At 52.2% G+C, this 22,592-nt stretch carries 15 protein-coding genes; 12 read left to right on the top strand and 3 right to left on the bottom strand.

What is annotated here, in order from left to right:
• Positions 1–30: 30 nt before the first annotated feature.
• On the bottom strand, positions 31–876 hold the full coding sequence (gene dat, locus N0M98_RS07985) for a D-amino-acid transaminase (protein WP_259617496.1): 846 nt from the start codon (positions 874–876) through the stop codon (positions 31–33).
• Between the two features lie 455 nt (positions 877–1,331).
• Between dat and N0M98_RS07980 the strand changes: the two genes are divergently transcribed.
• A complete protein-coding gene (locus N0M98_RS07980; RefSeq protein WP_259617495.1) occupies positions 1,332–3,923 on the top strand; it encodes an adenosylcobalamin-dependent ribonucleoside-diphosphate reductase in 2,592 nt (863 codons plus the stop codon).
• A 232-nt stretch (positions 3,924–4,155) separates the two neighbouring features.
• Here N0M98_RS07980 and N0M98_RS07975 read toward each other — a convergent pair whose 3' ends face one another.
• Positions 4,156–6,714, bottom strand: coding sequence for an RICIN domain-containing protein (locus N0M98_RS07975; protein ID WP_259617494.1), 2,559 nt, complete (start codon positions 6,712–6,714; stop codon positions 4,156–4,158).
• Between the two features lie 570 nt (positions 6,715–7,284).
• Here N0M98_RS07975 and N0M98_RS07970 point away from each other — a divergent pair.
• The 8 genes from N0M98_RS07970 (at position 7,285) to N0M98_RS07935 (ending at position 16,464) form a co-directional block, all read left to right on the top strand.
• Positions 7,285–8,070 (top strand): helix-turn-helix domain-containing protein, encoded by a 786-nt coding sequence (locus N0M98_RS07970; RefSeq protein ID WP_249864838.1) that lies wholly within the window; start codon positions 7,285–7,287, stop codon positions 8,068–8,070.
• A gap of 207 nt (positions 8,071–8,277) precedes the next feature.
• The gene (locus N0M98_RS07965) at positions 8,278–8,949 is read left to right on the top strand and encodes a GntR family transcriptional regulator (protein ID WP_249864837.1); all 672 of its coding nucleotides are present in this window, start codon (positions 8,278–8,280) and stop codon (positions 8,947–8,949) included.
• A gap of 73 nt (positions 8,950–9,022) precedes the next feature.
• Complete coding sequence (locus N0M98_RS07960; protein WP_259617493.1) at positions 9,023–9,991, top strand: ABC transporter permease; 969 nt, start codon at positions 9,023–9,025, stop codon at positions 9,989–9,991.
• Between the two features lie 28 nt (positions 9,992–10,019).
• Entirely contained in the window at positions 10,020–10,898 is an 879-nt protein-coding gene (locus N0M98_RS07955) for a carbohydrate ABC transporter permease (RefSeq protein WP_249864835.1), read from the top strand.
• Between the two features lie 58 nt (positions 10,899–10,956).
• Positions 10,957–12,492, top strand: coding sequence for an extracellular solute-binding protein (locus N0M98_RS07950; protein WP_259617492.1), 1,536 nt, complete (start codon positions 10,957–10,959; stop codon positions 12,490–12,492).
• Between the two features lie 40 nt (positions 12,493–12,532).
• Positions 12,533–13,693 carry a galactonate dehydratase gene (gene dgoD / locus N0M98_RS07945; protein ID WP_249864833.1) on the top strand — a complete coding sequence of 387 codons (1,161 nt, stop codon included), beginning with the start codon at positions 12,533–12,535 and terminating at the stop codon, positions 13,691–13,693.
• 27 nt (positions 13,694–13,720) lie between these two features.
• On the top strand, positions 13,721–14,473 hold the full coding sequence (locus N0M98_RS07940; protein WP_259617491.1) for an SDR family NAD(P)-dependent oxidoreductase: 753 nt from the start codon (positions 13,721–13,723) through the stop codon (positions 14,471–14,473).
• A gap of 23 nt (positions 14,474–14,496) precedes the next feature.
• Entirely contained in the window at positions 14,497–16,464 is a 1,968-nt protein-coding gene (locus N0M98_RS07935; protein ID WP_249864831.1) for a DUF6259 domain-containing protein, read from the top strand.
• Between the two features lie 287 nt (positions 16,465–16,751).
• Here N0M98_RS07935 and N0M98_RS07930 read toward each other — a convergent pair whose 3' ends face one another.
• Positions 16,752–17,264, bottom strand: a complete 513-nt coding sequence (locus tag N0M98_RS07930; RefSeq protein ID WP_259617557.1) for a GTP-binding protein — start codon at positions 17,262–17,264, stop codon at positions 16,752–16,754.
• Positions 17,265–17,612: 348 nt separating this feature from the next.
• Here N0M98_RS07930 and N0M98_RS07925 point away from each other — a divergent pair, with 348 nt between their 5' ends.
• From N0M98_RS07925 to N0M98_RS07915, 3 genes are all read left to right on the top strand, one after another.
• Entirely contained in the window at positions 17,613–19,412 is a 1,800-nt protein-coding gene (locus tag N0M98_RS07925) for a cache domain-containing sensor histidine kinase (RefSeq protein WP_249864829.1), read from the top strand.
• Positions 19,387–21,012, top strand: coding sequence for a response regulator (locus N0M98_RS07920; protein ID WP_259617490.1), 1,626 nt, complete (start codon positions 19,387–19,389; stop codon positions 21,010–21,012). Before N0M98_RS07925 ends, N0M98_RS07920 begins: the two co-directional genes overlap by 26 nt.
• Before the next feature lie 109 nt (positions 21,013–21,121).
• On the top strand, positions 21,122–22,504 hold the full coding sequence (locus N0M98_RS07915) for an ABC transporter substrate-binding protein (RefSeq protein ID WP_259617489.1): 1,383 nt from the start codon (positions 21,122–21,124) through the stop codon (positions 22,502–22,504).
• Positions 22,505–22,592 lie beyond the last annotated feature (88 nt).

Raw genomic sequence — 22,592 nt, 5'->3', positions numbered from 1 at the left:
CTCCTGCGATGGTGAGAGGAAGGCAGAGCGTTACGCTTGCGGGCCGCCGCTGCCGATCAGATGCTCGAAGGCGCGCTGCAGCTTGCGGGTTACGGGGCCGGGAGCTCCGCTGCCGACGGGCTTGCGGTCGATCGAAACGATAGGGGTAATCTCCATCGTTGTGCTGCTCAGGAACACTTCGTCCGCATTGTTCAAATCGTCCAGCGTGAACGCTTCTTCCTTCGCGGGAAGCTGCAGCTCTGCGGCCAAGCGGAGCACGACGGCGCGGGTGATGCCGTGCAGAATCAGGTGGTTGGCCGGGTGGGTACGCAGCTCGCCGTCCTTCACGATCATAATGTTCGATGAGCTGCATTCGGTCACCGTGCCGCTGCGGTGGAAGATGACGTCTTGAGCTCCCTGATCGAGTGCGGCTTGCTTGGCCATGACGTTAGGCAGCAGATTGAGCGTCTTCAAATCGCAGCGAAGCCAGCGGATATCGTCGGCCGTAACCGCTGCGATGCCGTGCTCCAGAGCTTGCAGCGGTCTTGCGAGCTCGCTGCAATACGCCGTAAGTATCGGCTCCGCCTGTTTGGGGAAAGCGTGGGTCCGTTCCGCCGCGCCCCGGGTAATTTGCATATAGACGATGCCTTCGCTCAGCTTGTTCAGCTCGATTAACTGCCGCAGCAGGCCGTCCAGCCGGTCTATGGAATAGGGGAGGCTTATCCGGACGTCGCGCGCGCTTCGTTCGAGCCGCTCGTAATGGCCTGCTGGCTCGAACAGCATGCCGTTATAGACGCGAAACACCTCGTAAATGCCGTCGCCGAAGTAGTAACCGCGGTCATCGGGGGAAATACGAAGTTCATCCTTCGGGAGAAATTCATGTTGGTACAAATACATAGGAAAGCCTCCTGATTGTAATTATGTATACGAACGTTTGTTTGTATATCATGCCGGTTTGTGATATAATATATTGACCGACAGCAGTGCGAACTGATCATAGGCACCTGCTTCTACTGATAGCGTATCAATGACGGAAGCGGATGTCAAAGGCCGACGAAGAATATGCTTTCGGTACCGGTAGACGAAGGAATGCCAATAGGTCTCTAGTAGGTAATTTGGCATTTTTGGCGGCGGGATGGTACTGATTTTTGTCGAAAAAAATGAAGCCGACGGCGGCGAAAAAGAGCGATTTCAAGAGGAAATAAGAGCATTCGGCCCTACGTCTTGTACCAGTTTCCAAATTCCGCTACTCACCCATTAGAAGCACAATATATTGTGATGTATAATGGATTTCGCATACCAGATGTTGTGATGATTTGCAGCATTCTAATTTTCGGGAGGTTATTGTATTGATGACGGAGAACGGGAGCGGCAATAGACTCGAAGGATTAAGCGAAAAGATATTTCTTGACCGCTATGCGATGAAAGATGCGGACACTCAAAATACAAAAGTCGGGGATACGGTGCTCGTGCTGACGAAGGACGATCCGAAATTTCCCGCCAAAGAAGTCGGAGAAGTCATATCCAGGGACGGCAATCAAGTTCAAGTGAAGGTGAGAAGCGGCGATGTCGTAACGTCGTCCGTAGAAAAGCTGACGTTAACGGTCGAGAAGACGCCGGCGCAGATGTGGGAGCGTTTGGCGGGGGCGATGGCTTCCGTGGAGCCGACCGAAGAGAAGCGGCAGGAGTGGAAGGAAAAATTCGAATACATTCTTGACGACTGGAAGCTCGTTCCGGGCGGACGGATCGCGGCGGGCGCGGATGCAAGCGACGAGCTGACGCTGTTTAACTGCTATGTCATTCCATCTCCGCACGACAGCCGCGGCGGCATCATGAGCACATTATCGGAAATGACCGAAATTATGGCGCGCGGCGGGGGAGTCGGCATCAATCTGTCCTCTTTGAGACCGCGCCGCGCCGTCGTGAAGGGCGTGAACGGATCTTCCAGCGGAGCCGTATCATGGGGCGGGCTGTTCAGCTACACGACGGGCTTGATCGAGCAGGGGGGCAGCCGCCGCGGCGCCCTGATGCTGATGATGAACGATTGGCATCCCGATGTGGTCGACTTCATTACGGTTAAGCAGACGATGGGGCAAATCACGAACGCCAACTTGTCGGTCTGCGTAAGCAACGGCTTTATGAAAGCCGTCAAGGAAGACTTGGATTGGGAGCTTGTCTATCCGGATACGACAGACGCCGAATACGACGATCTGTGGGACGGCGATCTGGATAAATGGAAGAAGCTCGGCAAGAAAGTGAATGTGCACCGCACCGTAAGAGCGCGTGACGTGTGGCATACGATCATCGAATCCGCCTGGAAATCCGCGGAGCCCGGCGTCGTATTCATGGAATATTATAACCAGATGTCCAACAGCTGGTATTTCAACCCGATTATTTGTACGAATCCGTGCGGAGAGCAGGGCTTGCCCGCCTGGGGCGTGTGCAACTTGTCCGCCATTAATTTGTCGAAGTTTTACGATGCCGACAAGCAGGATGTGGCATGGGATGAGCTTGGCAAGGTCGTCCGTTATTCCACGCGTTTCCTGGACAACGTCATCGACAAGACGCCTTATCATTTTGAGGAGAATCGCGTCAATCAGCAGAGCGAGCGCCGCGTAGGGCTTGGCACGATGGGTCTGGCGGAGCTGATGATCAAGCTGGAGATCCGTTACGGCAGTCCTGAATCGCTCGTATTCCTTGATCAATTATACGGCTTTATGGCCAAGGAAGCTTATTTGGCGTCTGCCGACATTGCCGCGGAGAAAGGCAGCTTCAAGCAGTTCGACGCCGAACCGTTTCTGCAAAGCGGCTTCATGAAAAATATGACGGCCGTCTATCCGGAAGTAGGAGCCGCTGTACAGAAGAAGGGGATGCGCAACGTCACGGTCATTACCCAGGCGCCGACGGGAAGCACGGGGACGATGGTCGGTACTTCTACCGGAATCGAGCCTTACTTCGCCTTCGAATATTACCGTCAAAGCCGGCTCGGCTTCGACAAGCAGTACGTGCCGATCGCGCAGCAGTGGAAGGATGCCCATCCGAACGAGGAGCTTCCGGACTATTTCGTAACCGCTATGGACTTGTCCGCGGAAGATCATATCCGCGCGCAGGCGGCCATTCAGAAATGGGTGGACAGCTCCATCTCGAAGACGGCCAACTGTCCGGCGGATTTCACCGTAGAAGAAACGAAGCGGCTGTATGAGCTGGCCTTCGATCTCGGCTGTAAGGGAGTAACGATCTATCGCGACGGAAGCCGCGACGTGCAGGTGCTGTCGACGGAGAAGAAGGAAGAGAAGCCTGCCGCGGCAGCGGAAACGATCAAGGCCGAGGCCAAGCCGGAGGAAACCGCCGTCGTGAGCAAAGCGGCGTCCGTTACCGTAGCGGCGGCTTCCGAGAGCAAGTCGTTTTCCGTGCTGGATAAGGAATATAAACGCCGTCCGCAAATTTTGCGCGGCGCCACATATAAATTCAATACGCCGTTCGGTATGGCGTACATTACGATCAACGACATGAACGGGACGCCTAGCGAAATTTTCCTGAACGTAGGCAAAGCCGGTTCCGACGTGTTCGCCATGTCGGAAGCGCTCGGCCGGGTCATCTCCCTGTTCCTGCGTTACGGCGATCACGGCAACAAAGTGCAGCTGCTGACGAAGCATCTGAAAGGCATCGGAGGCTCCGGCGCCATCGGCTTCGGCGCAAACCGCGTGGAATCGATCGCCGACGCCGTAGCGAAGGCGCTCGAAATGCACGGCGACTTCTCCGACGAGGCGGAGACTTACGTCACCGCAACCCAAGAGGTCGTCATGGAGACGACCGCGCAATACGCAGTGACCCGCAACTCGGCGACCTCGCTCGACCTGTGCCCGTCTTGCGGCAGCGCCTCGCTGATTAATACGGAAGGCTGCAAAAGCTGCAGCAACTGCGGTTATAGCAGGTGTAGTTAAGGAGAAGAGAGGGGGAGCCCAGGAGGAGCCCCTCTCTTTTTTTATAAAAAGATGATAATCACTGGACACGGTATGGCTTTTCGTACAGCCCGATTTGTCCCAACCGTGATAGTGGCGGAGCCCGTCTTCGAAGTAATAGTCAAGGCCAAGCAAAACAAGCACGAGCCGCGATCAGCCGGGTATTGATGCAATTCGCCGCTGATCGCGAGCGTTCATGGTTGATTCATTCAAGCTATTTTCGGATCGGAATCCATTTCTGTTCATTTGCACCTGTCGGTTCGACCCATTCGTATCTGACGCCAACCGCGCTGCTTCCGCCCACAGGCTGCAGCACTTTTCGGTTGGCGGCATAGATGAGCATGTAAGTACCGTCGCGCTGCTTCTCCAATATCCATTGCTGATTTATATCGTGATAAGCGAAAGTTTGCTGGATAGAAAGCGATGACGAGTTAGGCGCCAGCAGCAGCTGGCTGTTTTTGTTGATGATTCTTGTTCCGGACCTATACCATTTAAATTGCCAAAGCTGCTCCGGATTGCCCGTATACGCTGCTTGCGTGACAGCCGCAGCATTCGCTGTGCTTGAGTTCGGTACGGAGATGACTTTCCCTGTGGCCAAATTTTGCAGAATATAGTCCGATTCCTCGTCGATCGTCGGTGCAACAGGAATTCGGGTATCTTTAGAAATATACCATTTCTGATCATCGGCTCCGGTATAGGGGCCGCTTACGGCTAGAGCACCTTCCAGCAAACTCCCCTCTTTAGGCTGCAGCACTTGAGAGGATAAGTTATTCCGGATTACATAGGAGCCGTCCGCTTGTTTCTCCAACGTCCACAGTTGTCTGGGAGGGTCGTACCAGAAGGGCGCTTGAGTAATGAGCGACCCGGCTGCGCCGTGAATGACTTGTCCGCTGTTCGCGTTCGTGATTCGGAAGCCGGAACAATCGGCGTAGCATCGGAAGCTCCATTTTTGGCTGGCTAATCCTTCATCCTTTTGGAGATTGGCGATTCCGCCTTCCGTCTTCCGTGAATTGCCGATTTGCAGCGCTTTTCCCGACGCTTTGTTAACGATTTGATACAGATGCTGCGCATGATCGATAATTTCGGTACGTGTGCCTGCATAGGCTAACGTCCACTGCTGCCTTGCCGTCGATGCATCAGGGTCCAGCCGCACATGGTTGTCAAGCGGGTCGTTGGAGATGGACAGTGCCGAGGTGGTTCCCGCCGCTTGAAGTTCGAACGTGTCCCCGCCAACCGGCAGCAGCTTCCACTGAGTAATGGTCCCGTTCGTTCCATCGGGTATTGACAGCAAGCTTCCGTCCGCGTAGGAGCGGACCTCGTATACGTTGGCTCCAACCGATTGGAACACCCAGCGCTGTTGGGCGGACAACCGGTTCTGCTCATGAATGTAACCGTAAGCGGAGCCGGTGACCGTTAATAATGTTTCCGAGCTCCTATTCGTGAGCGTATACGGGATATGCTCCGTTATCGTCACATCTGTGCCTGACGTTACAATCGTTACGGAATTTGCGGGCAGCAAAATTCCCGTTGTCGGCCATTGGCTCCCATCGATCCCGGGCATATGGGAAGAGCCGTATTCATCAATCCGATACAAATCCCAACTGGACGCCGCGGCTTGATTCGTCAGCTGCGAGCCGGATTGCTGCAAGCGCACAAGTTGTTCGTTATTCGTCCTGTTTACGAGTAAAACTGAATTCCGGTTATCCCCTTTGACTGCAAATCCGTCTACTTTGGACTTATCGGGGAATACGGAGGCTGCTGCTTGTCCGTGAAAAAAACGATTGAACCAATGATTCAGATCCGCCGTATCGTACAGTTCTCTGCGGTCGTTCATCAGGCCCATGTAGGAGCTTTCGGCATGCCAGAAATTGACTCCTGACCCGGCTCCGCCGATGACACCCGCGACGAGCAGCGCGCTGTAGACGGATTCCTTGCTTGTATGCAGGCGGGGATCGGTATCCCAAGTCATATTGTATTCGTCAATCAATATGGGCAGATCGGCTTGCGAGTTGTTCGCGAGCAGGGCGGAGCGCAGCGAGTTGACAAGTACGCCTTGCTTCTGGGCATGATCATATGCCTGATTGTCCGTACCCGGCCGTGATTGTCCGCTGCTGTACGCGTGCATCGTAACGAAGTCGATTTGGGGCCAAGCCGCTTGGACCACATTGCTAATATAGGAGACGTTCACATCGCTTGCGGCCGGTCCGCCGACTTGAATCGACGGGTCGATCGCTTTCATAGCCGTATAGCTTTTGCGGATCAGATTGGCCATTGCCGAAGCATTCAATCCCGGATTCACGAAGCCGCTTTCTCTTTCATTCGGAATTTCCCAATAGGCAATGCCCAGCCCGTGCTCCACATTAACGATACGCACCAATTCGGCGGCGAAAGCGGCGAACGTATCCGCATCCAAATAGTCCGTTTGGCCGTTCGGTCCATATGGAATGTTGATCATGACCGGATAATGTTCCGCTGCCAAGGGTGTCAGAGCGGCGACGATTTTGGATTCGCTCCAGGTGAGGTCCGCATTGATCCAGCCGCTTGTACTAATCATGCTTGTACTATGAATGCGCACAAGCCCTTTGTTACCGTTCAAATAACGAAGATGCGACATAAAGTTGGCATCCGTCGTATACGAATCTTGTAATAGTCCATTGGAATTTAATCCGTATGCGTAAGCGGGGATCGTTTTCCCCGTTGTACCCCAGTCGACGCTTACTTCAATCGGGTCATGCGTGTCAATAACGTCTGCATGGGCCACCTGGCTCAGCAAGGGCCATATCAACATATTGCATATTAAAAAGCATAAGATCATGAATTTTGCAGCTCTGAATAGTGCACGTCTGCTTCCCACTTATTCAAGCCTCCATTCTAATTAGAATTCGTGTCAACTCTGCAGCCGTAATGGCTTGTCGGGTGCTTCCGGCGCGTTTCGTTTTTCGCTAGCGTTTCATGAATAATCACCTCTTGTCATGAACGGTTAAATTGTAAACGTTTTCATAAAAGCGGTAATCCGTCAAGCTGTTCCCAGCCTCACCTCCATAAGCTGCCGGCAAGCCAAATCAGCACGACGTTTGAGCTGAGCGGAAATTTGACCGGCACGTCTTTGCAGCCGCCCAACAGATCGCTCCGAGCGCAATAACGACCAGGGCACACGTCGACGGCTGCCAAACCAGCGCCTTTCGTAATGCCGATAACGGACCACACCCTCATCTTACACACACAAAGTTGAAATAGAAATACACAGATTTTATATAGTTTCTGTACTTTTTTTAATGTTCTCGATTCCCGCCTCGGCTTTGGTCATGATAAATTAAAATGGTGAAGGAAGGAGGCGATACGTTTGTACACACCGTCACACGAGTTGAAATTTTATGTATATGCAGGTCCGCAGCCCGGCTTTATCAAGCCGGAAGAAATTCACAAACAGCATGTCATTCTAGGCGTAGAAACAGGCGCCTTCGAATACGGCGTCGGCAAACATACAGGTAAAGCTTCGTTCGGCGATCTTGTGTTCGTACCGTCCGGTGTTCTATTCAAGCGCAGATCATTCGGAGAAATTACGTTCCATATGCTCAACTACAGTCCGATGCTCGAGCCGGACCCCACCTTCGATTCGCTCCCGGTCGGCAAAGTAACTGTCAGCGACGTCAATCGTCTGTCGTCCACCTATGCTTATTTGCGAAAAGCTTGGCGCGAGCATGGCAGCGAATCGTACAAGACGAAGATCGCCAATCATATGCTGATGGATTTGCTCCATCTGGGCGATATGGAAGGGCAGTACGCGCAGAAGCGAAGGAAAAGAACCGATCCGCAAATGCGGCAGGCGGCCGGCTACATTCACCACAATTTGTTCAGCGGCTTGACTATGAAGCGAATTGCCGAGATGCTCGGCATCCGGCAATCGGAATTAACGAGACGGTTCCGGCTGGAATACGGCCTGTCCCCGAAGGAGTATGCGACCCGTTTGAAGCTGGAAGAGGTGAAGCGGCTGCTCCTCGAAACGAATTACACGATGGACGCCATCTCTTCCATGTGCGGCTATGAGAACGGCTCGTACTTGAGCCGGGTGTTCCGTGCGAAGATGGGCATCAACGCCTCTGAATTTCGTAAAAATAGTCAAATCTAGACGGGCATCAAGACCGCAACAATTCGCCAAAATAACAATAGCTGCATGTGAAGCTGATCCGGAAACCTCGCGATCTTTCTGGAACGGAATTCAATAATATATATTTGATACAATATCAAATCAATGATTTACAGCACGAAAATTATTTGATACAATATCAATCATGAGATATTTGATACAATATCGAATCAATCGAAGGGGGATAAAATGATGCAAACATCATCAGAATCGTCGTTTAATGAAACGACTTATTCGCGGGTTCGCGATAAACTGCGCGAAGATATTTTATCGGGTGTATTTAAACCTGGTGTTCGTCTCCGGATTATCGATTTGTCCACTCGGTACGGCGTCAGCCAGATGCCGATTCGGGAAGCGCTTCAGCAGCTTCAAGGGGAAGGGCTCGTCAACCTGCTGCCGCAAAAAGGAGCCAGCGTACGGGAGGTCGATGAGAAATTCGTCTCCGACATGTACGATGTCAGAATGGCAATTGAAACCATGCTTGTTCGCAACGGAGTTCCATATATGAGCGATCATGATTATATGAAACTCGTCGAGATTGAAGAGCAATATGAGCAGGCGGTGGAGGAAGGCGATGTTTCGCTGTCCTTGAAGCTGAACGAGAGCTTTCACAAAATTATTAATGGTCTTGCCCAGAACGATGAGGCGATGCGCGTCATTGACCGGCACTGGGGTTTAATCGACAGCCTGCGCCATAAATATGGGTCAAGCCGGGTGAAGGATGTCGTGAACGATCATCGGCTGCTGCTTCATGCTTTAAAAAATCGGGATGCAGAGGCTGCGGCAGCCATTACGAGCGATCACGTCATCAAGGCGAAGGACGATTTGATCGCAAGAATCAAGACGGCCGGAAAAGGATAAGTAAGGCGACATCTTCTGAATAAGCAGGTGTCTTCGACAAAATAAAAACGCTTACAACGAAAGGGAGATGGGCGTGCCATATGAACGAACGGTGACGAATCTCAACATGACTGCGAAGTCCGAACAGCGGAGAAGGAAACTGACCCAAATCCGCAAGGACAAGCTTTTATATTTCATGGCGCTGCCGGGAATTTTGTTTTTCCTTGTATTCCATTACATTCCGATGTACGGTATCCTGCTCGCGTTCAAAAACTACAATGTTTATCAAGGTTTTTTCGCCAGCGAATGGGTCGGCTTCGACAATTTCAAAACGCTGTTCGGCATGTATGGGTTTGACCGGGCATTGAAAAACACGATCATTATTTCCTTGTACCAGCTTGTGTTTGCTTTTCCGATCCCGATTATTTTATCCATTATGCTCAACGAGCTCAGGCATGAGATGTACAAGAAATTTGTTCAGACGTCGATTTATTTGCCTCACTTCGTATCTTGGATCATTATCTCGGGCATTTTGTTTGCGATCTTGTCCCCGTCTACCGGCGTGATTAGAGAAATCGCTCAATTATTCGGATATAACGGTTCGATCGTCAATTTGCTGAGCAGCAAGGAATATTTCCGCAGCTTGCTTGTCGTCTCGAATATTTGGAAGGAGGCGGGCTTCGGCACCGTGCTTTATCTCGCTACCATCGCCACCATCGACCAGCAGTTGTACGAAGCCGCTAAAGTGGACGGCGCGAAGAAGTGGCAGCAAATTTGGCATATTACACTGCCCGGTCTACGGACGACGATCGTCATCCTGCTTATTTTCCGTGTGGGAAGCATACTTAACGCCGGTCTGGATCAAGTATTTGCGCTGTATAATCCGCAGGTTTACGAGGTAAGCGAAATTTTGGATACATATATTTACAAGCTCGCTTTTCAGGATGCCAAATACGATTTGGCTACGGCTTCAGGCTTGTTCAAGTCACTTATTGGCCTGGTGCTTGTTTTATTCACCAATTATATTGCGAAAAAAATCGATCCGGAAAGCGGTTTGATGTAACCGGATTCGTTGGAAGGAGGATTGCCTGGTGAGAGAGTCGTTGGGGGAACGTATATGGCAATTCGGATTGAATATCGTCATGCTATTGTTGTCTATCGTGACCTTGTATCCATTTTGGCATGTGCTGATGTATTCGTTAAGCGATCCGAAGCTGGCTATGGGGGGCGGACTGTTTTTATGGATGAAAGGGTTTTCGTTGTCCTCCTATGAGATGCTTCTGCATAGCAAAGGGATTTTCCAGGCTTATGGAAACTCCATCTTTCGTTTGGTCATCGGGACCGCGATCAATATTGTGTTTACGGCCATGCTGGCTTATCCCTTATCCGTTCAACGGTTTGTCGGGAGAAACGCGATCACGCTGCTCATTTTCTTCACCATGCTGTTTAGCGGAGGCATGATCCCGAATTACTTGATTGTCAAAGAGCTCGGGATGATCAATTCGCTCTGGTCGCTCATTATTCCGGGTGCGATCAGCGCTTGGAACCTAATCATCATGAAAAACTACTTTCAAAGTTTGCCACCCGAGCTTGAAGAGTCGGCAAATATAGACGGAGCGGCTCCGATGCGCATTTTATTTTCGATCATTTTGCCTGTATCGGCTCCTGTCATTGCTGCGATCGCTTTATTTTATGGCGTGGCCCATTGGAACTCCTATTTTGACGCCATTCTTTACATCAATTCCGATTCGAAACAAGTGCTTCAGGTGTTTTTGCGAACGATGCTGATGAGCAGCTCGCTGCAGCAGGTTCAAGGTACAGAGAACTTTGCTTCGACGATAGGATTGGTCACAGAGGAATCGGTGAAAATGGCTACCGTTGTCGCATCCGTTATCCCGATGCTGGTTGTTTATCCGTTTTTGCAAAAGTATTACGTCAAGGGCGTTATGATCGGCTCGATCAAAGGTTAGTTTTTGCGAGCGAAAAAATGGCTCTCAAAATAATCAGATTCATAAGGGGAGTATGTGCATGGAGAAGTTTAAGAAATCGGTCGTGTTGATGCTGACCACCGCGATATTGACCAGTGTGACTGCTTGCTCCAAAGGGGGAGCCACAAGCAATGAGGTCGATGGCAGTAAGGCTGCCGGCGATAGCGGCAAACCGAAAGAACCGGTAACGGTGCGCATTTTGATTGACAAAAGCACTAACTTTCCGGAAGACAACACCGTTGTTCAGGAAATTCGCAAACGGACAGGCGTAAACGTCCAGTTTCTGGCCGTCGATTCTCCCGACATGGGGACCAAATTAAATACGATGATCGCCTCCAATGATATGCCCGATGCATTCCTGAACTCGGATAAGGCAAAGATCAGCGAACTGGTCAAAAATCAAGTGATTATTCCGATGGACGACTTATTAAATACGTATGGAAAAAATATTATGGACAACAAAGGCTCCATCTTAAAAGGCGTTTCCAAAGTAGACGGCAAAATATACGCGATTCCGCGCGGTTGGGGATTCGGAAGCGCTTTGGCGATTCGCAAAGACTGGCTGGACAAATTGAAGCTGCCTGTGCCGAAGACGATCGACGAATACTATGCGACGTTAAAAGCATTCGTGAATAATGATCCGGACGGCAACGGTCAGAAGGATACGATCGGCCTTGGAGCCTACTTAGGGAATGGTTCCGGATACCAGACGTTCTACCATATTTTCGCGGCATACGGCGTTCCGGTCGGAAGAGGAAAGCTGATCGACGGCAAAGTGACTCCTTGGGTGCTGCAGCCTGGATTCATGGACGGTATTAAATTCCTGAACAAGCTGTATAAAGAAGGCTTGATGGAGCCTGATTTTGCTACAATTTCCAATCTGAAAGAATTTGAGAAGCTATGGAACGGCAAGATGGGGGCGTTTGATTATACCCCGAACGGAACCACGCAAAACTGGCTGACCCGCTATGTTGAAAATCCGGCGCCGGAATTTGAGTATACCGTGATCAAAGGCCCGAACAATCAAGGCGGCACTTTGCGCCTGTATCTGGAAGATTCCGGTCCGTGGATGCACATTAGCAAAGCTTCCAAGCATCCGGAAGAAGTCATGAAGGTATTGGATTTCTTGATCAGCGACGAAGGCGACAAGCTGACGTGGGCGGGAATCGAGGGCAAGCACTACAAGATGGACAACGGCAAGTTTGAGTGGATCAAGCCTTATGACGATGCAGCGAGCCTGCGGAATGAAGGCGGGTTTGCTTACAACGGCGTGATGAATCGAATTGGCGGCTTCTCCGTTCAACTGCTGAACGATAAAACAAAAGCCGGCTTGAAGCTTGCGAACGATAACGTGATCGAAGATGCCTATTTGTACGAGGTGCCGGATATTGAGCGCGAGAAGAAGAAGGTGTTGGATGACATCATTAACGAGGGATTCGCTTCCTTGATCATATCCAAAGGCGATCTTGACAAAGAATACGAGTCGTTCAAGAAAAAATATTTGGATGCCGGCGGTCAGAAGTGGATTGATCAGGCGACAGAAATTTATAAAAAGGAACATCCGGAGAAGAAATAATGAGCTGCAATCAACGGCATATATATTTTGGGGTGTGGAGATGAAAATAGTAGACGTAAAAACATTCATTGTCGACTGCTACCGTACGAATTTCGTGTTCGTCAAACTGTACACGGACGAAGGCGTTACCGGGATCGGAGAGGCGACGCTGGAATACAAGGAGCATGCGGTTGCCGGGGCTATCGAAGACATTAAGCGTTATTTGATCGGCAAAAACCCGCTGGATATCGAGGCGCACTATCATAACATTTACCGGGATGCCTATTGGCGAGGCGGCGCGGTGCTGATGTCGGCGCTTAGCGCGGTGGAGATGGCGCTGTGGGATATCAACGGCAAGTCGCTCGGCGTCCCCGTCCACCGGCTGCTCGGAGGCAAGGTTCATGAGAAGGTCAAGGTGTACGCCAACGCTTGGTTCGCCGGCGCATCGTCAATGGAAGATTTCGCCGCTAAAGCGCGGGAAACGGTTGGACGCGGCTTCAAGGGGCTCAAATGGGACCCGTTCGGCAAGACGTATATGACCATCACGAACGCGGAGCTGGACAGCGCCATCGCCTGCATCGGCGCGGTGCGGGATGCGGTCGGCCGCGATGTCGACCTGTTTATCGAAGGGCATGGCCGGTTCAACGTGCCGACGGCGATCAAGATCGCGCAGGAGCTTCAGCCGTTTAACCCGGTGTGGTTCGAGGAACCGATCCCGCCGGACAATGTGAGCGCGATGTCGGAGGTGCGGCGGAAATCTCCGGTCGCCGTCGCCGGCGGGGAACGATTGTTCACGCGCTATGCGTTCCGCGAGGTGTTCGAGAACAAAGCGCTGGACTTCGTTCAGCCGGATATCAGCCATGCCGGCGGCATTATGGAAAGTCGAAAAATTGCCGCCATGGCCGAGGCGAACTATATTCCATTCGCCCCGCACAACCCGAGCGGGCCGGTGGCCAACGCCGCCACGCTGCAGCTCGCGGCATGCACGCCGAACTTTTTTTATTTGGAAATTATGGCGAGCGATGTGCCTTGGCGGAAGGACATCACAGATGAACAGCTGCATTTTGAGGACGGGTACATGACGATTCCGGATAAGCCGGGCTTAGGCATCGAGCTGGATGAGGAAGCAGCGCTGCAGCATCCTTACGCTCCTCACGATTTGCGGCATTACAACGGAACGCTGACCCAGATTCGGCCGCCGGCTTCCGAGCCTTATTTTTAAGCAAACTAAGAGCGGGAGGACATACGGATGTTTACATTAGCGGGAAAAGTAGCCTTGGTAACAGGCTCGTCACGGGGAATCGGACGCGGTATCGCTCTCGGGCTGGCCAAAGCCGGAGCGGATGTCGTCATCAATTCTTTACATATTACGGAAAATGCGATGCAGCTTGTCGAGAGCATCAAGGAGATGGGACGGACAAGTATCGCCGTTCAAGCCGACGCGAGCCGGGAAGACGATGTGGAGCGGTTGTTCCGGACTATAACGGAGAAGTGCGGCCGTCTCGATATTCTTGTCAACAATGCCGGCACGTCAAGAGCGGAAACGATCGTCGAGACGTCTTTGCAGAGCTGGAACGAAATGATCGCCAACAACTTGACGAGCACGTTCTTATGCTCGAAGTATGCAATGGAAATGATGATGCCGCAAAGAAGCGGAAGAATTATTTCGAACTCCTCCGTCGTCGGTCACCAAGGGGCATTGTACGGACACGTTCATTACGCCGCGACCAAGAGCGGGCAGATGGGATTCACCAAGACGCTTGCCCGAACGGCTGCCCCGTATGGAATTACAGTGAACGCAATCGCCCCTGGCATTATCGAAACCGAGCTGCTGCAGCAAACTCATGGGGATGAGAAAGTTGCCCAATTGTCTGCCTCCGTCCCGCTGGGATTGGGAACGGTTGAAGATATTGCGGCGGCGACGGTATTTCTCGCCAGCGACGAAGCCCGTTATATTACCGGCATTACCTTGGATGTGAACGGCGGTCTTTATTTGAGATAACTACAGAAGGAAGTGTGTGCGTGATGACATTGGCAATAAAAGCTGGAGAATTGCAGTTTGCCGTCGATCCGGAAGGACGGTTCGGCAGCTGGACGACGGAGGGACTTCCCCTGCGCGAGTCGCCCGGAGCCGACTTCTGGCGGCTGCAGCTGGATGACGGCGAGTTTCGGGATATGACGGTAGCTTCAAGCAAACAGTCAGGGGCTGTCAGCGCCGTAACGAATGGCTTGGATATTCGTTACGACCGGCTCGTGGCGGAGGACGGCAACGCGTATCCGGTATCGTTCGTCGTCCGGGTCCGCGCGGTCGATGGCAGCCTGCAGTTCTCGTACACGATTAACAATAATAGCGAAGCGCGGGTCAACGAGGTCAAGCTGCCGTTCGTCGATTTGGCCGTAGTGGCGGACGAACAGCGAAGCCGCGATGTCCTGTACCGCAGCCAAGGGCACGGGCACCGGCTGGCCGATCCGTGGACCACGATTGATCGGGCGCACAGCGAATACAAGTACAGTGACGACAACGAGGTGTGGCTCGACATGACGTATCCGAGCTTCGCCAGCATGGCTTGGTTCGGCGTGCAGAGCGGCTCGCATTTTCTCTATGTGGGCCGGCATGACGATCAGTTCCGCTCCTGTGTGCTGGCGGCCGGGATAGGTCCGAGGAACAGCGATCCGCGTCTCCTCCTCGCCATCTCGCAGTTCCCGTTGGCACGGAAGGGAGAAGAGGTATCCTCCCCCGTATCCGTCGTGGCGTTCGTTCGCGGAGACTGGCGGCAAGGCTCGGCGATCTATCGGCAATGGGCGGCCGGCTGGTTTAGCGAGCCGAATCGGCCGGAGTGGGTGCAGGAGCTTAACGGCTGGCAGCGCATCATCATGAAGCATCAATTCGGCAAAATCTATTACAAATACGAGGATCTTCCGCGAATTTACGAGGAAGGCCGGACGGTCGGCGTGAACATGATTCTGCTGTTCGGCTGGTGGAAGGGCGGCTTCGATAACGGTTATCCCGTCTATGAGCCCGATCCTGCGCTTGGCGGGGAGGAAGGACTGAAGGCGGCGATTGCTGAGGTACAAAGGCGGGGCGGCCGGATCGCCTTATATACCAACGGCGTGCTGATCGATGTGAAGTCGGACTATTACAAGGAAGTCGGCTGCCGGATTTGCCGCAAAGACATTGACGGCGTAGAGTACAGGGAGCATTACAAATTCAGCAACGACGGCATGCTGCTGCGCAATTTCGGCTACAAAAGCTTCGTCTCCGCTTGCCAGGCCACAGACGAATGGAGCGAGCAGTTGCTTCGCGTCGGCAAACAGAAGCTGAGCTATAACTCGGACTCCATCTTTTACGATCAGATTGCGGGGCATTTTCCCCATCTCTGCTTCGATGACTCGCATCATCACGGGAACCGCGGGGACAGCGAAACCGTATGGCGGCGGTGCAATCTTCAGCAATTGCGCGAATTATGCACAGGGGATAAAGCGTTCGGCTCAGAATTTGTAATCGACTGCTATGCCCCGATTATGGACTTCCATCACAGCTGCGGGTACGCGACCTCCAAGGACGACGATGCGTTCCCCGAGCTTTACCGGCAGACGTTCCCGGAAACGATCATGTCCAATCGCTTCATTCACGACGAGAGAAGCGACTTCAAGCAGCAGTTGAATTTTGCGTTCGTCTACGGCTACCGGTTCGATATCGCGATTTACCGCTGCCGATCTACCGTCGCCGCCGTTCCGGCCTATGCGGCCCATATTAAGGAATTGATCGCGCAGCGCGAACGCTATGCCGAGTTTTTCTATCACGGCGTCTTCTCGCTGGATACCGACCTTGAGCTTCCGGAGGGCGTGATCAAGACGGAGTACGTTCACGACGGGAAGAGGCTCTTCGTGTTCTGGAACGATTCGGCGGAAGAGAAGCAGCTTTCCTTTCGGAACCGGACGATTCGTTTGGCGGCCAACGAGTATTCCTGCGAGGTAGCGAAGGATCAATAGTGGGCATTAGGTCTTGCAGCCCAACTTAAAGACGATCAAGGCCTTTTCTGGATAAATGCAATCCAGCAAGGCCTTTTTTTCATTTATAACCAGTCGTTCCGTACCGAAGCTGCACTCTTCCACGGCCCGTTAACAAGCAAGAGAAGCAAACGGCAGGAACCGATTGCTTCTCCGTTGGTTGATGGTGGTGCTGCCCAAGAGCTGTGCCTTATAGCTACGAATTCGCTACAGTTTACTCAGTGTCCCACAAGCTCAACCAGCTGTCCTTCATTTTCTGCGTATCTATATCAATGCCGATAACAACCAGATAAGGATCGCCCGAATATCTCGCCTTCTGCCAGGCGTGAGTACGAATGCTCATGACCCCCATGATGATGATGATGATGTTCTTCATGGCGGTGTGAAGGGGCATGCGCATGCTGCAGCGTCTTGAACCTGACCTTGGGAAGTGCCGAATGGTAGGCGTTTGGCTCGATTCCGTGAAGCAGACCTTGAAGATCGATATTATTTTGTATCGTAAAATGGATAGGAGCAACCGGATTGTACTTGCGCATACTGTTGCCGACCTTCTGCAAATGGTTTTTGGATACAAGATCACATTTATTGACGAGCAGTAAATCGGCCACTTCAATTTGTCTTCTAAGCGTCCGGACAAGCTCACGGTCTGCGGCAAAAATGCTATTGTAATCCATCACATATTCCGCATCGATAACCGTGATTACCATGTTCAGCTTCAGCTTATCTTTCAACTGCGGTTCCGAAAGACAATCGGCTACTTCTTCCGCTTGACACTGCCCTATTATATTAATCCATAATAGTAATGATTACAAATTACCTGCCCGATAAAAAGTAATTAGTACTGTTTATTAAAACAGCACCCGATTTGTTTCGAAATCGCGAAAAATAATGATTGAAATCGTCGTAAGTATGCGATATTATTTCGGTAAATATCGACCCGAGATCTACGGACAATGCAACCTTGCGAATTGTGCGCCGGCAGGGTTCTTTTCGCACGCCTCAGATTTGGCCCCTGCACCGTCTATCGACGGCATTATGCATGTCCTCCCCAGCTTATCGCCTCTAAAGAGGATTTTATTCCCCTATGTTGAATACGTTTACAATCCATTTTAACGGTTTAGGGGTGTAACATGATGAAGCAGCTGCTGTATCGCCTCTCTTTCAAAAAACGCATATGGGTGTCCTTCGTCCTCCTCATGACGGTGGCGATTGCCGCGTCGGGGTGGAGCTCCTACGCCATCTCTTCAAGTATTGTGGAGCGCAATGCCCTTCGGCTAAGTCAGGATACGATCAACAAATCATCGCAGGTGCTCGATGAGAAGTTGAAGAAGATTGTCCTGTCGATCATGTCGCTCAAGATGAGCGATCCTTACATCGAGGTGCTGCGCGACGTTTCACGGGGGGATGCGGGTTATTACTACGCCCGTTTATCCGCGCTTCAGCCGATCCTGGCGCAATTGAAGTTTAACGACGATTTTATTCAATCGGTCTTGATCGCTACGCCGATCGGAGATTTTTATCCTACTACCTACACGCGGTTAAACGACAGCTCCTTCTATCAATCCGACATGTACAAGAAAATCAAATCGAAGCAGCGGGGCGTATGGATGGAAGGTCACGAGGATTCCTTTTTTTATGGAAAAGACAGGGTCGTTTCCTTCGTCATCGACGGCTCCGGAGAGAAGTACGTGGAGGATGTATTCATCGTCGTCAACATTAAGGAGAAAGACTTGCAAAATCTGATCGTCGATCAGGTCAGCAGCCCCACCGGGTATTCGTTGATTAACAAGGAGGGCGAGCCTGTAATAGGCAACGCGAAGGATAGCGGCGTCGCACAGGAATCGTGGCGCATGGCACCGGCATTTTTGCAGCATTTTGACGGGGAAGAAAAAAGCGGTAATTTCAGCTACGTTATTGACGGAAAAGATTACCTGATTAATTTCACCCGGCTCAATGTGGGAGAAGGGTGGATTTTGTACGACACGCAGTCCAAGCAGGTGGTGCTTAAGGAAGTTGATGCGATCAAGTGGCTGACGCTTCTTTTTATCGTGGGGTTCGTGCTGCTCGCGCTTTTGCTGTCCAACATGCTGACCGGCTTGCTGCTCCGGCCGTTATTGCGGCTGCATATGCTGATGAAGCAGGTGGAGCACAATGATCTGGACGTCCGGTTCCACAGTGTGTACCAGGACGAAATATCCCAGGTCGGGATGCGGTTCAACCTGATGCTCGATGAAATTAAGAAGCTGATTCAGACGGTCAAGCTCGGAGAAGAGGAGAAGCGGAAGACGGAGATTAAAGCTTTGTCGGCCCAAATGGAGCCGCATTTTCTGTACAACACGCTGAATACGATTTACTGCAAGTCGGTGCTTGGTCATACGGAGGCTGTCAACGAAATGATTTTATCGCTATCTACCATGTTCCAGCTGGGCTTAAGCCAAGGGAGAGACATCTTGCTGATCGAAGAGGAGCTGCTGCATGTCCGCCACTATTTGACGCTTCAGCAAAACTGCTATGAGGATAGGTTCGATTTCCATATTGATGTGGAGGACGAGTCTATTCTGCAGCTCCGCATTCCGAAGCTGATCCTGCAGCCACTCGTGGAAAATGCGATTTTGCATGGCTTCCAAGACCGCGAGGAGGGCTGCCGCATCCGGATTGAATTGAGGCGGACGAAAGAAGTGCTGTATATATCCGTCGAGGATAACGGCATAGGCATGGATGTGAACCGTGTGCGGCAATCGATAGAGGGGCCGCTTGTTCCCCGGAAAGGCTATGCGCTGAGAAATATCGGCGATCGGCTGCGGCTGTTCTATGGGGAGAACGCGTCGATCCATTACTATAGCGAGCCGGGGAAGGGGACCAAGGTTCAGTTCATCATCACGCTGCACGAGGGGGAAAGAAGCTATGCCGACAACGGATATGCGGTTTAACATCTGTATTATCGACGATATCAAAAGCACGGTTGAAATGATCGCCACCAAAATCCCATGGGATACTTACGGCATCAAGGTCGCAGGCACAGCGAAAAACGGGGAAGAGGGGCTTGCGCTTATTCAGGAGACGCGTCCCGACATTATTCTTACGGATATCCGCATGCCCCGCATGGACGGACTGGAGATGACCCGGCGCATAATCGACCTGCTTCCGCAATGCAAAATTATTATTCTCAGCGCCTATACCGATTTTGAATATGCGAAGCAGGCGATCCGGCTGGGGGCGTTTGATTTTGTGAAAAAGCCTTTTTCGATGCAGGAGATTACGAAGGTCGTGCTTGAAGCCAAGGAGGCGCTGGAGAGCGAATATAATCAGCAAGAGCGGATTCAGGCGATGGAGAAGAAGGTTCAGGAAAGCTTGCCGTTATTGCGTCAGGAATATTTCGGCCGGCTTCTGCAGCATGAATTGCGTCCCGAGGAGGCGCGGGATTACTGGCAGGAGATGCATGTCGACCTGGAGCCGGAGGGGCTTGCGGTGCTCATTATGGAAATCGACCACTTCATGGACAAGTACGCCTCTCAACCGATTCACGAGATCGAGCTGGTCCGGTTCGCGCTGCACAATATCATCGAGGAGACGCTTCACGGAGAGACCCGCGGTATTGTCGTCCGGGACGGTCCCAGCTACTATGCGTGCATCATTAACTGCGAGCGGGAGGAAGAAGCGCGGCGGATTGCGGAGGCTTGCTGCGCGAATATAGCAAGCTGCACCAAGTTCACCATCTCAATCGGCGTCGGTACGGTCGTCGAGGATATATACAGGCTGCCGCATTCCTACAAGTCGGCGTTATCGGCGTTGGCTTATCATTTCTACACGGGGGGCAACGATGTTTTCAGTCTTGCCGATGCGCCGAGGGAGCGGGAGGCTTATCCGCGATACACCCAAGAGAAGGAGCAGGAGCTGCTCATTTCCCTAAGGGCGGGGAACCGGGACAAATCGCTGCTCGCGCTGGAGCGCTTGTTCGACGACGTCACGCAGCTCCATCCGCTGCCGGACCCGCAATATGTCCGAAGCATGTACTATGAGCTGGCTCTGGTTATGCTGCGCGCGTTCTACGAGCTGGTGCCGCTCGCTGTTCTGCAGCCGTATGACCTGCAAATACGCGACCGCAGCAGTCAAGCGCTCGACGGTATCAAGCCGTTTCAGCAGCTGTTGAGGGACTTGTGCCAAGCCGGCTGCGCCTGGATCGAGAAGGAGCGGGCCAGCGATTCCACGCAGCTCGTTCACCGCGCGGTCGAATATATCAAGTCGAATCTGCACCTGGATCTGACGGTCGAGCATTGCGCGAGGCAGATGAACATCAGCGGCGGGCATTTCGCGAGCCTGTTCAAAAAAGTGACCGGCACGACGTTGAACCAATTCGTCACGGCCGAGCGGATCGAACGGGCGAAGCGGCTCTTGATCGAAAATTATCAGGTTCAAGAGATCGCTCTTTCGCTCGGGTATGAGCACAGACGCTATTTCAGCGAGGTGTTCAAGAAGCATACGGGCCAGACGCCCTCGGAATTCAAGGATGCGTATATTGGGCAGAAATGATGAATTTCTGCCCTTTTTCTTTGTTTTGCCTCATGTTGCGAAGAGGACGAATCCACTACAATAAACAGCAAGAGCTCTTACAAGAACCAGAATACAGGGGAGGCAAACCATGATGAAAAAGACAGCCGTAACGGCGGTGAGCGTACTGCTGGCCATGAGCTTAAGCGCATGCGGAGGCGGTTCGGACGATGCAGGCAAAGGAGCCGCTGCCGGTAATACCGGCGCGAAGCCCGGAGAGAAAACGAAGATCACGTACTGGACGCTGGACCGGCATGATGCGGATTATATCAAAGAAGTGATTGACAAATTCAACCAGACGAACAAGGACAATATCGAGGTGGAGCTGGTCGTCAAGGCCGATGATTATGCCCAAGCCTTGGACTTAGCTTTCTCCGCCGCCCAGGCGCCTGATGTGTTCCGGGTGAAGGAAAATACGATCCAGACGTATTATAAAAAAGGATACATGGCCCCGATCGACGAGTATTTGACAGAGGAACAGAAAAAGAAATTTCCGGCGATGCCCGACCTGAACCAGTTCGACGGCAAAATGTACAGCCTGCCGAATTACGGAAGCACGATGCGCCTTGTCTACAACAAGGATTTATTCGACAAGGCCGGCATTGCCAAGCCGCCGACGACGCTGGCGGAGCTGGTCGAGGACGCCAAGAAGCTGACGGCTGCGGGGAAAGCGACAGGCGCTTACGGCTTCGCGCTGCCATTCAAGACGCCGTCGAGCGCATGGGGCCGCTCCGCGCGGGTTATCGCCGAATTAAGCGGCTACGGCGGCTTCGGCTACGATTTCAAAACCGCCCGGTACGATTTCAGCGGGTTTAAAGAAATTACGAAGGCGTTCAAGCAAATGCGCGACGACGGCAGTACGCTGCCCGGCATGGAAGCGCTTGATATCGATCCGCTGCGCGCCCAATTTGCCGAAGGTAAGATCGGGATGTACTTATCCTTCTCCTCGGAGCCGGGCGTGTACAAGAGCCAGTTCCCTGCAAAAATCAACTGGGCTGCGGCGCCTGCACCGACGATCGACGGCTCGATCAAGGGAGCTTCCGGCTTCTTGGGCGGCCAGTGGCTTGCCATTAACAAAGACTCCAAGAAAAAGGACGCCGCCTGGACATTCATTAATTCTATGTACGGCGACGATATATTGCAGCCGTATCATGAGAAGGGCTACGGCATCTCGATGGTTCCTTCCATTATCTCCAAAGTGAAACAGCCGGATATTAACGGCATTGAAGGCTTCCTGCCGAATAAATATGACGGCGTATGGCCGATTGTGCCGACCGTGACCGTACAAGGCGTCAAATACGAGGATGCGTTCTGGAAATATATTCTCGAAGGCGGCGATTTGGACAAGGTGATAGCGGATTTGAACAAGCGCTATAACGAATCCTTAGACAAAGCGATTGCGAACGGCGAAGTGACGGCGAAGCCGGATGCAAGCTTTGATCCTGCTAAAATGCAAGGAACGTTTGCGAAATAGAACTGTATAACGGAGCCTGTCAGCCGGATGCTGAAGGCTCCGCCTTTTTAAAAAAAGATATAGCTTAAGAGGAGGTGCGATTCCATGT

It is taken from the genome of Paenibacillus doosanensis (assembly GCF_025060755.1).
In the GTDB taxonomy this organism is placed as follows: domain Bacteria; phylum Bacillota; class Bacilli; order Paenibacillales; family NBRC-103111; genus Paenibacillus_S; species Paenibacillus_S doosanensis.
The sequence above is the reverse complement of the archived record's forward strand: the minus strand, read 5'-3'. Positions and strand labels throughout refer to the sequence as shown.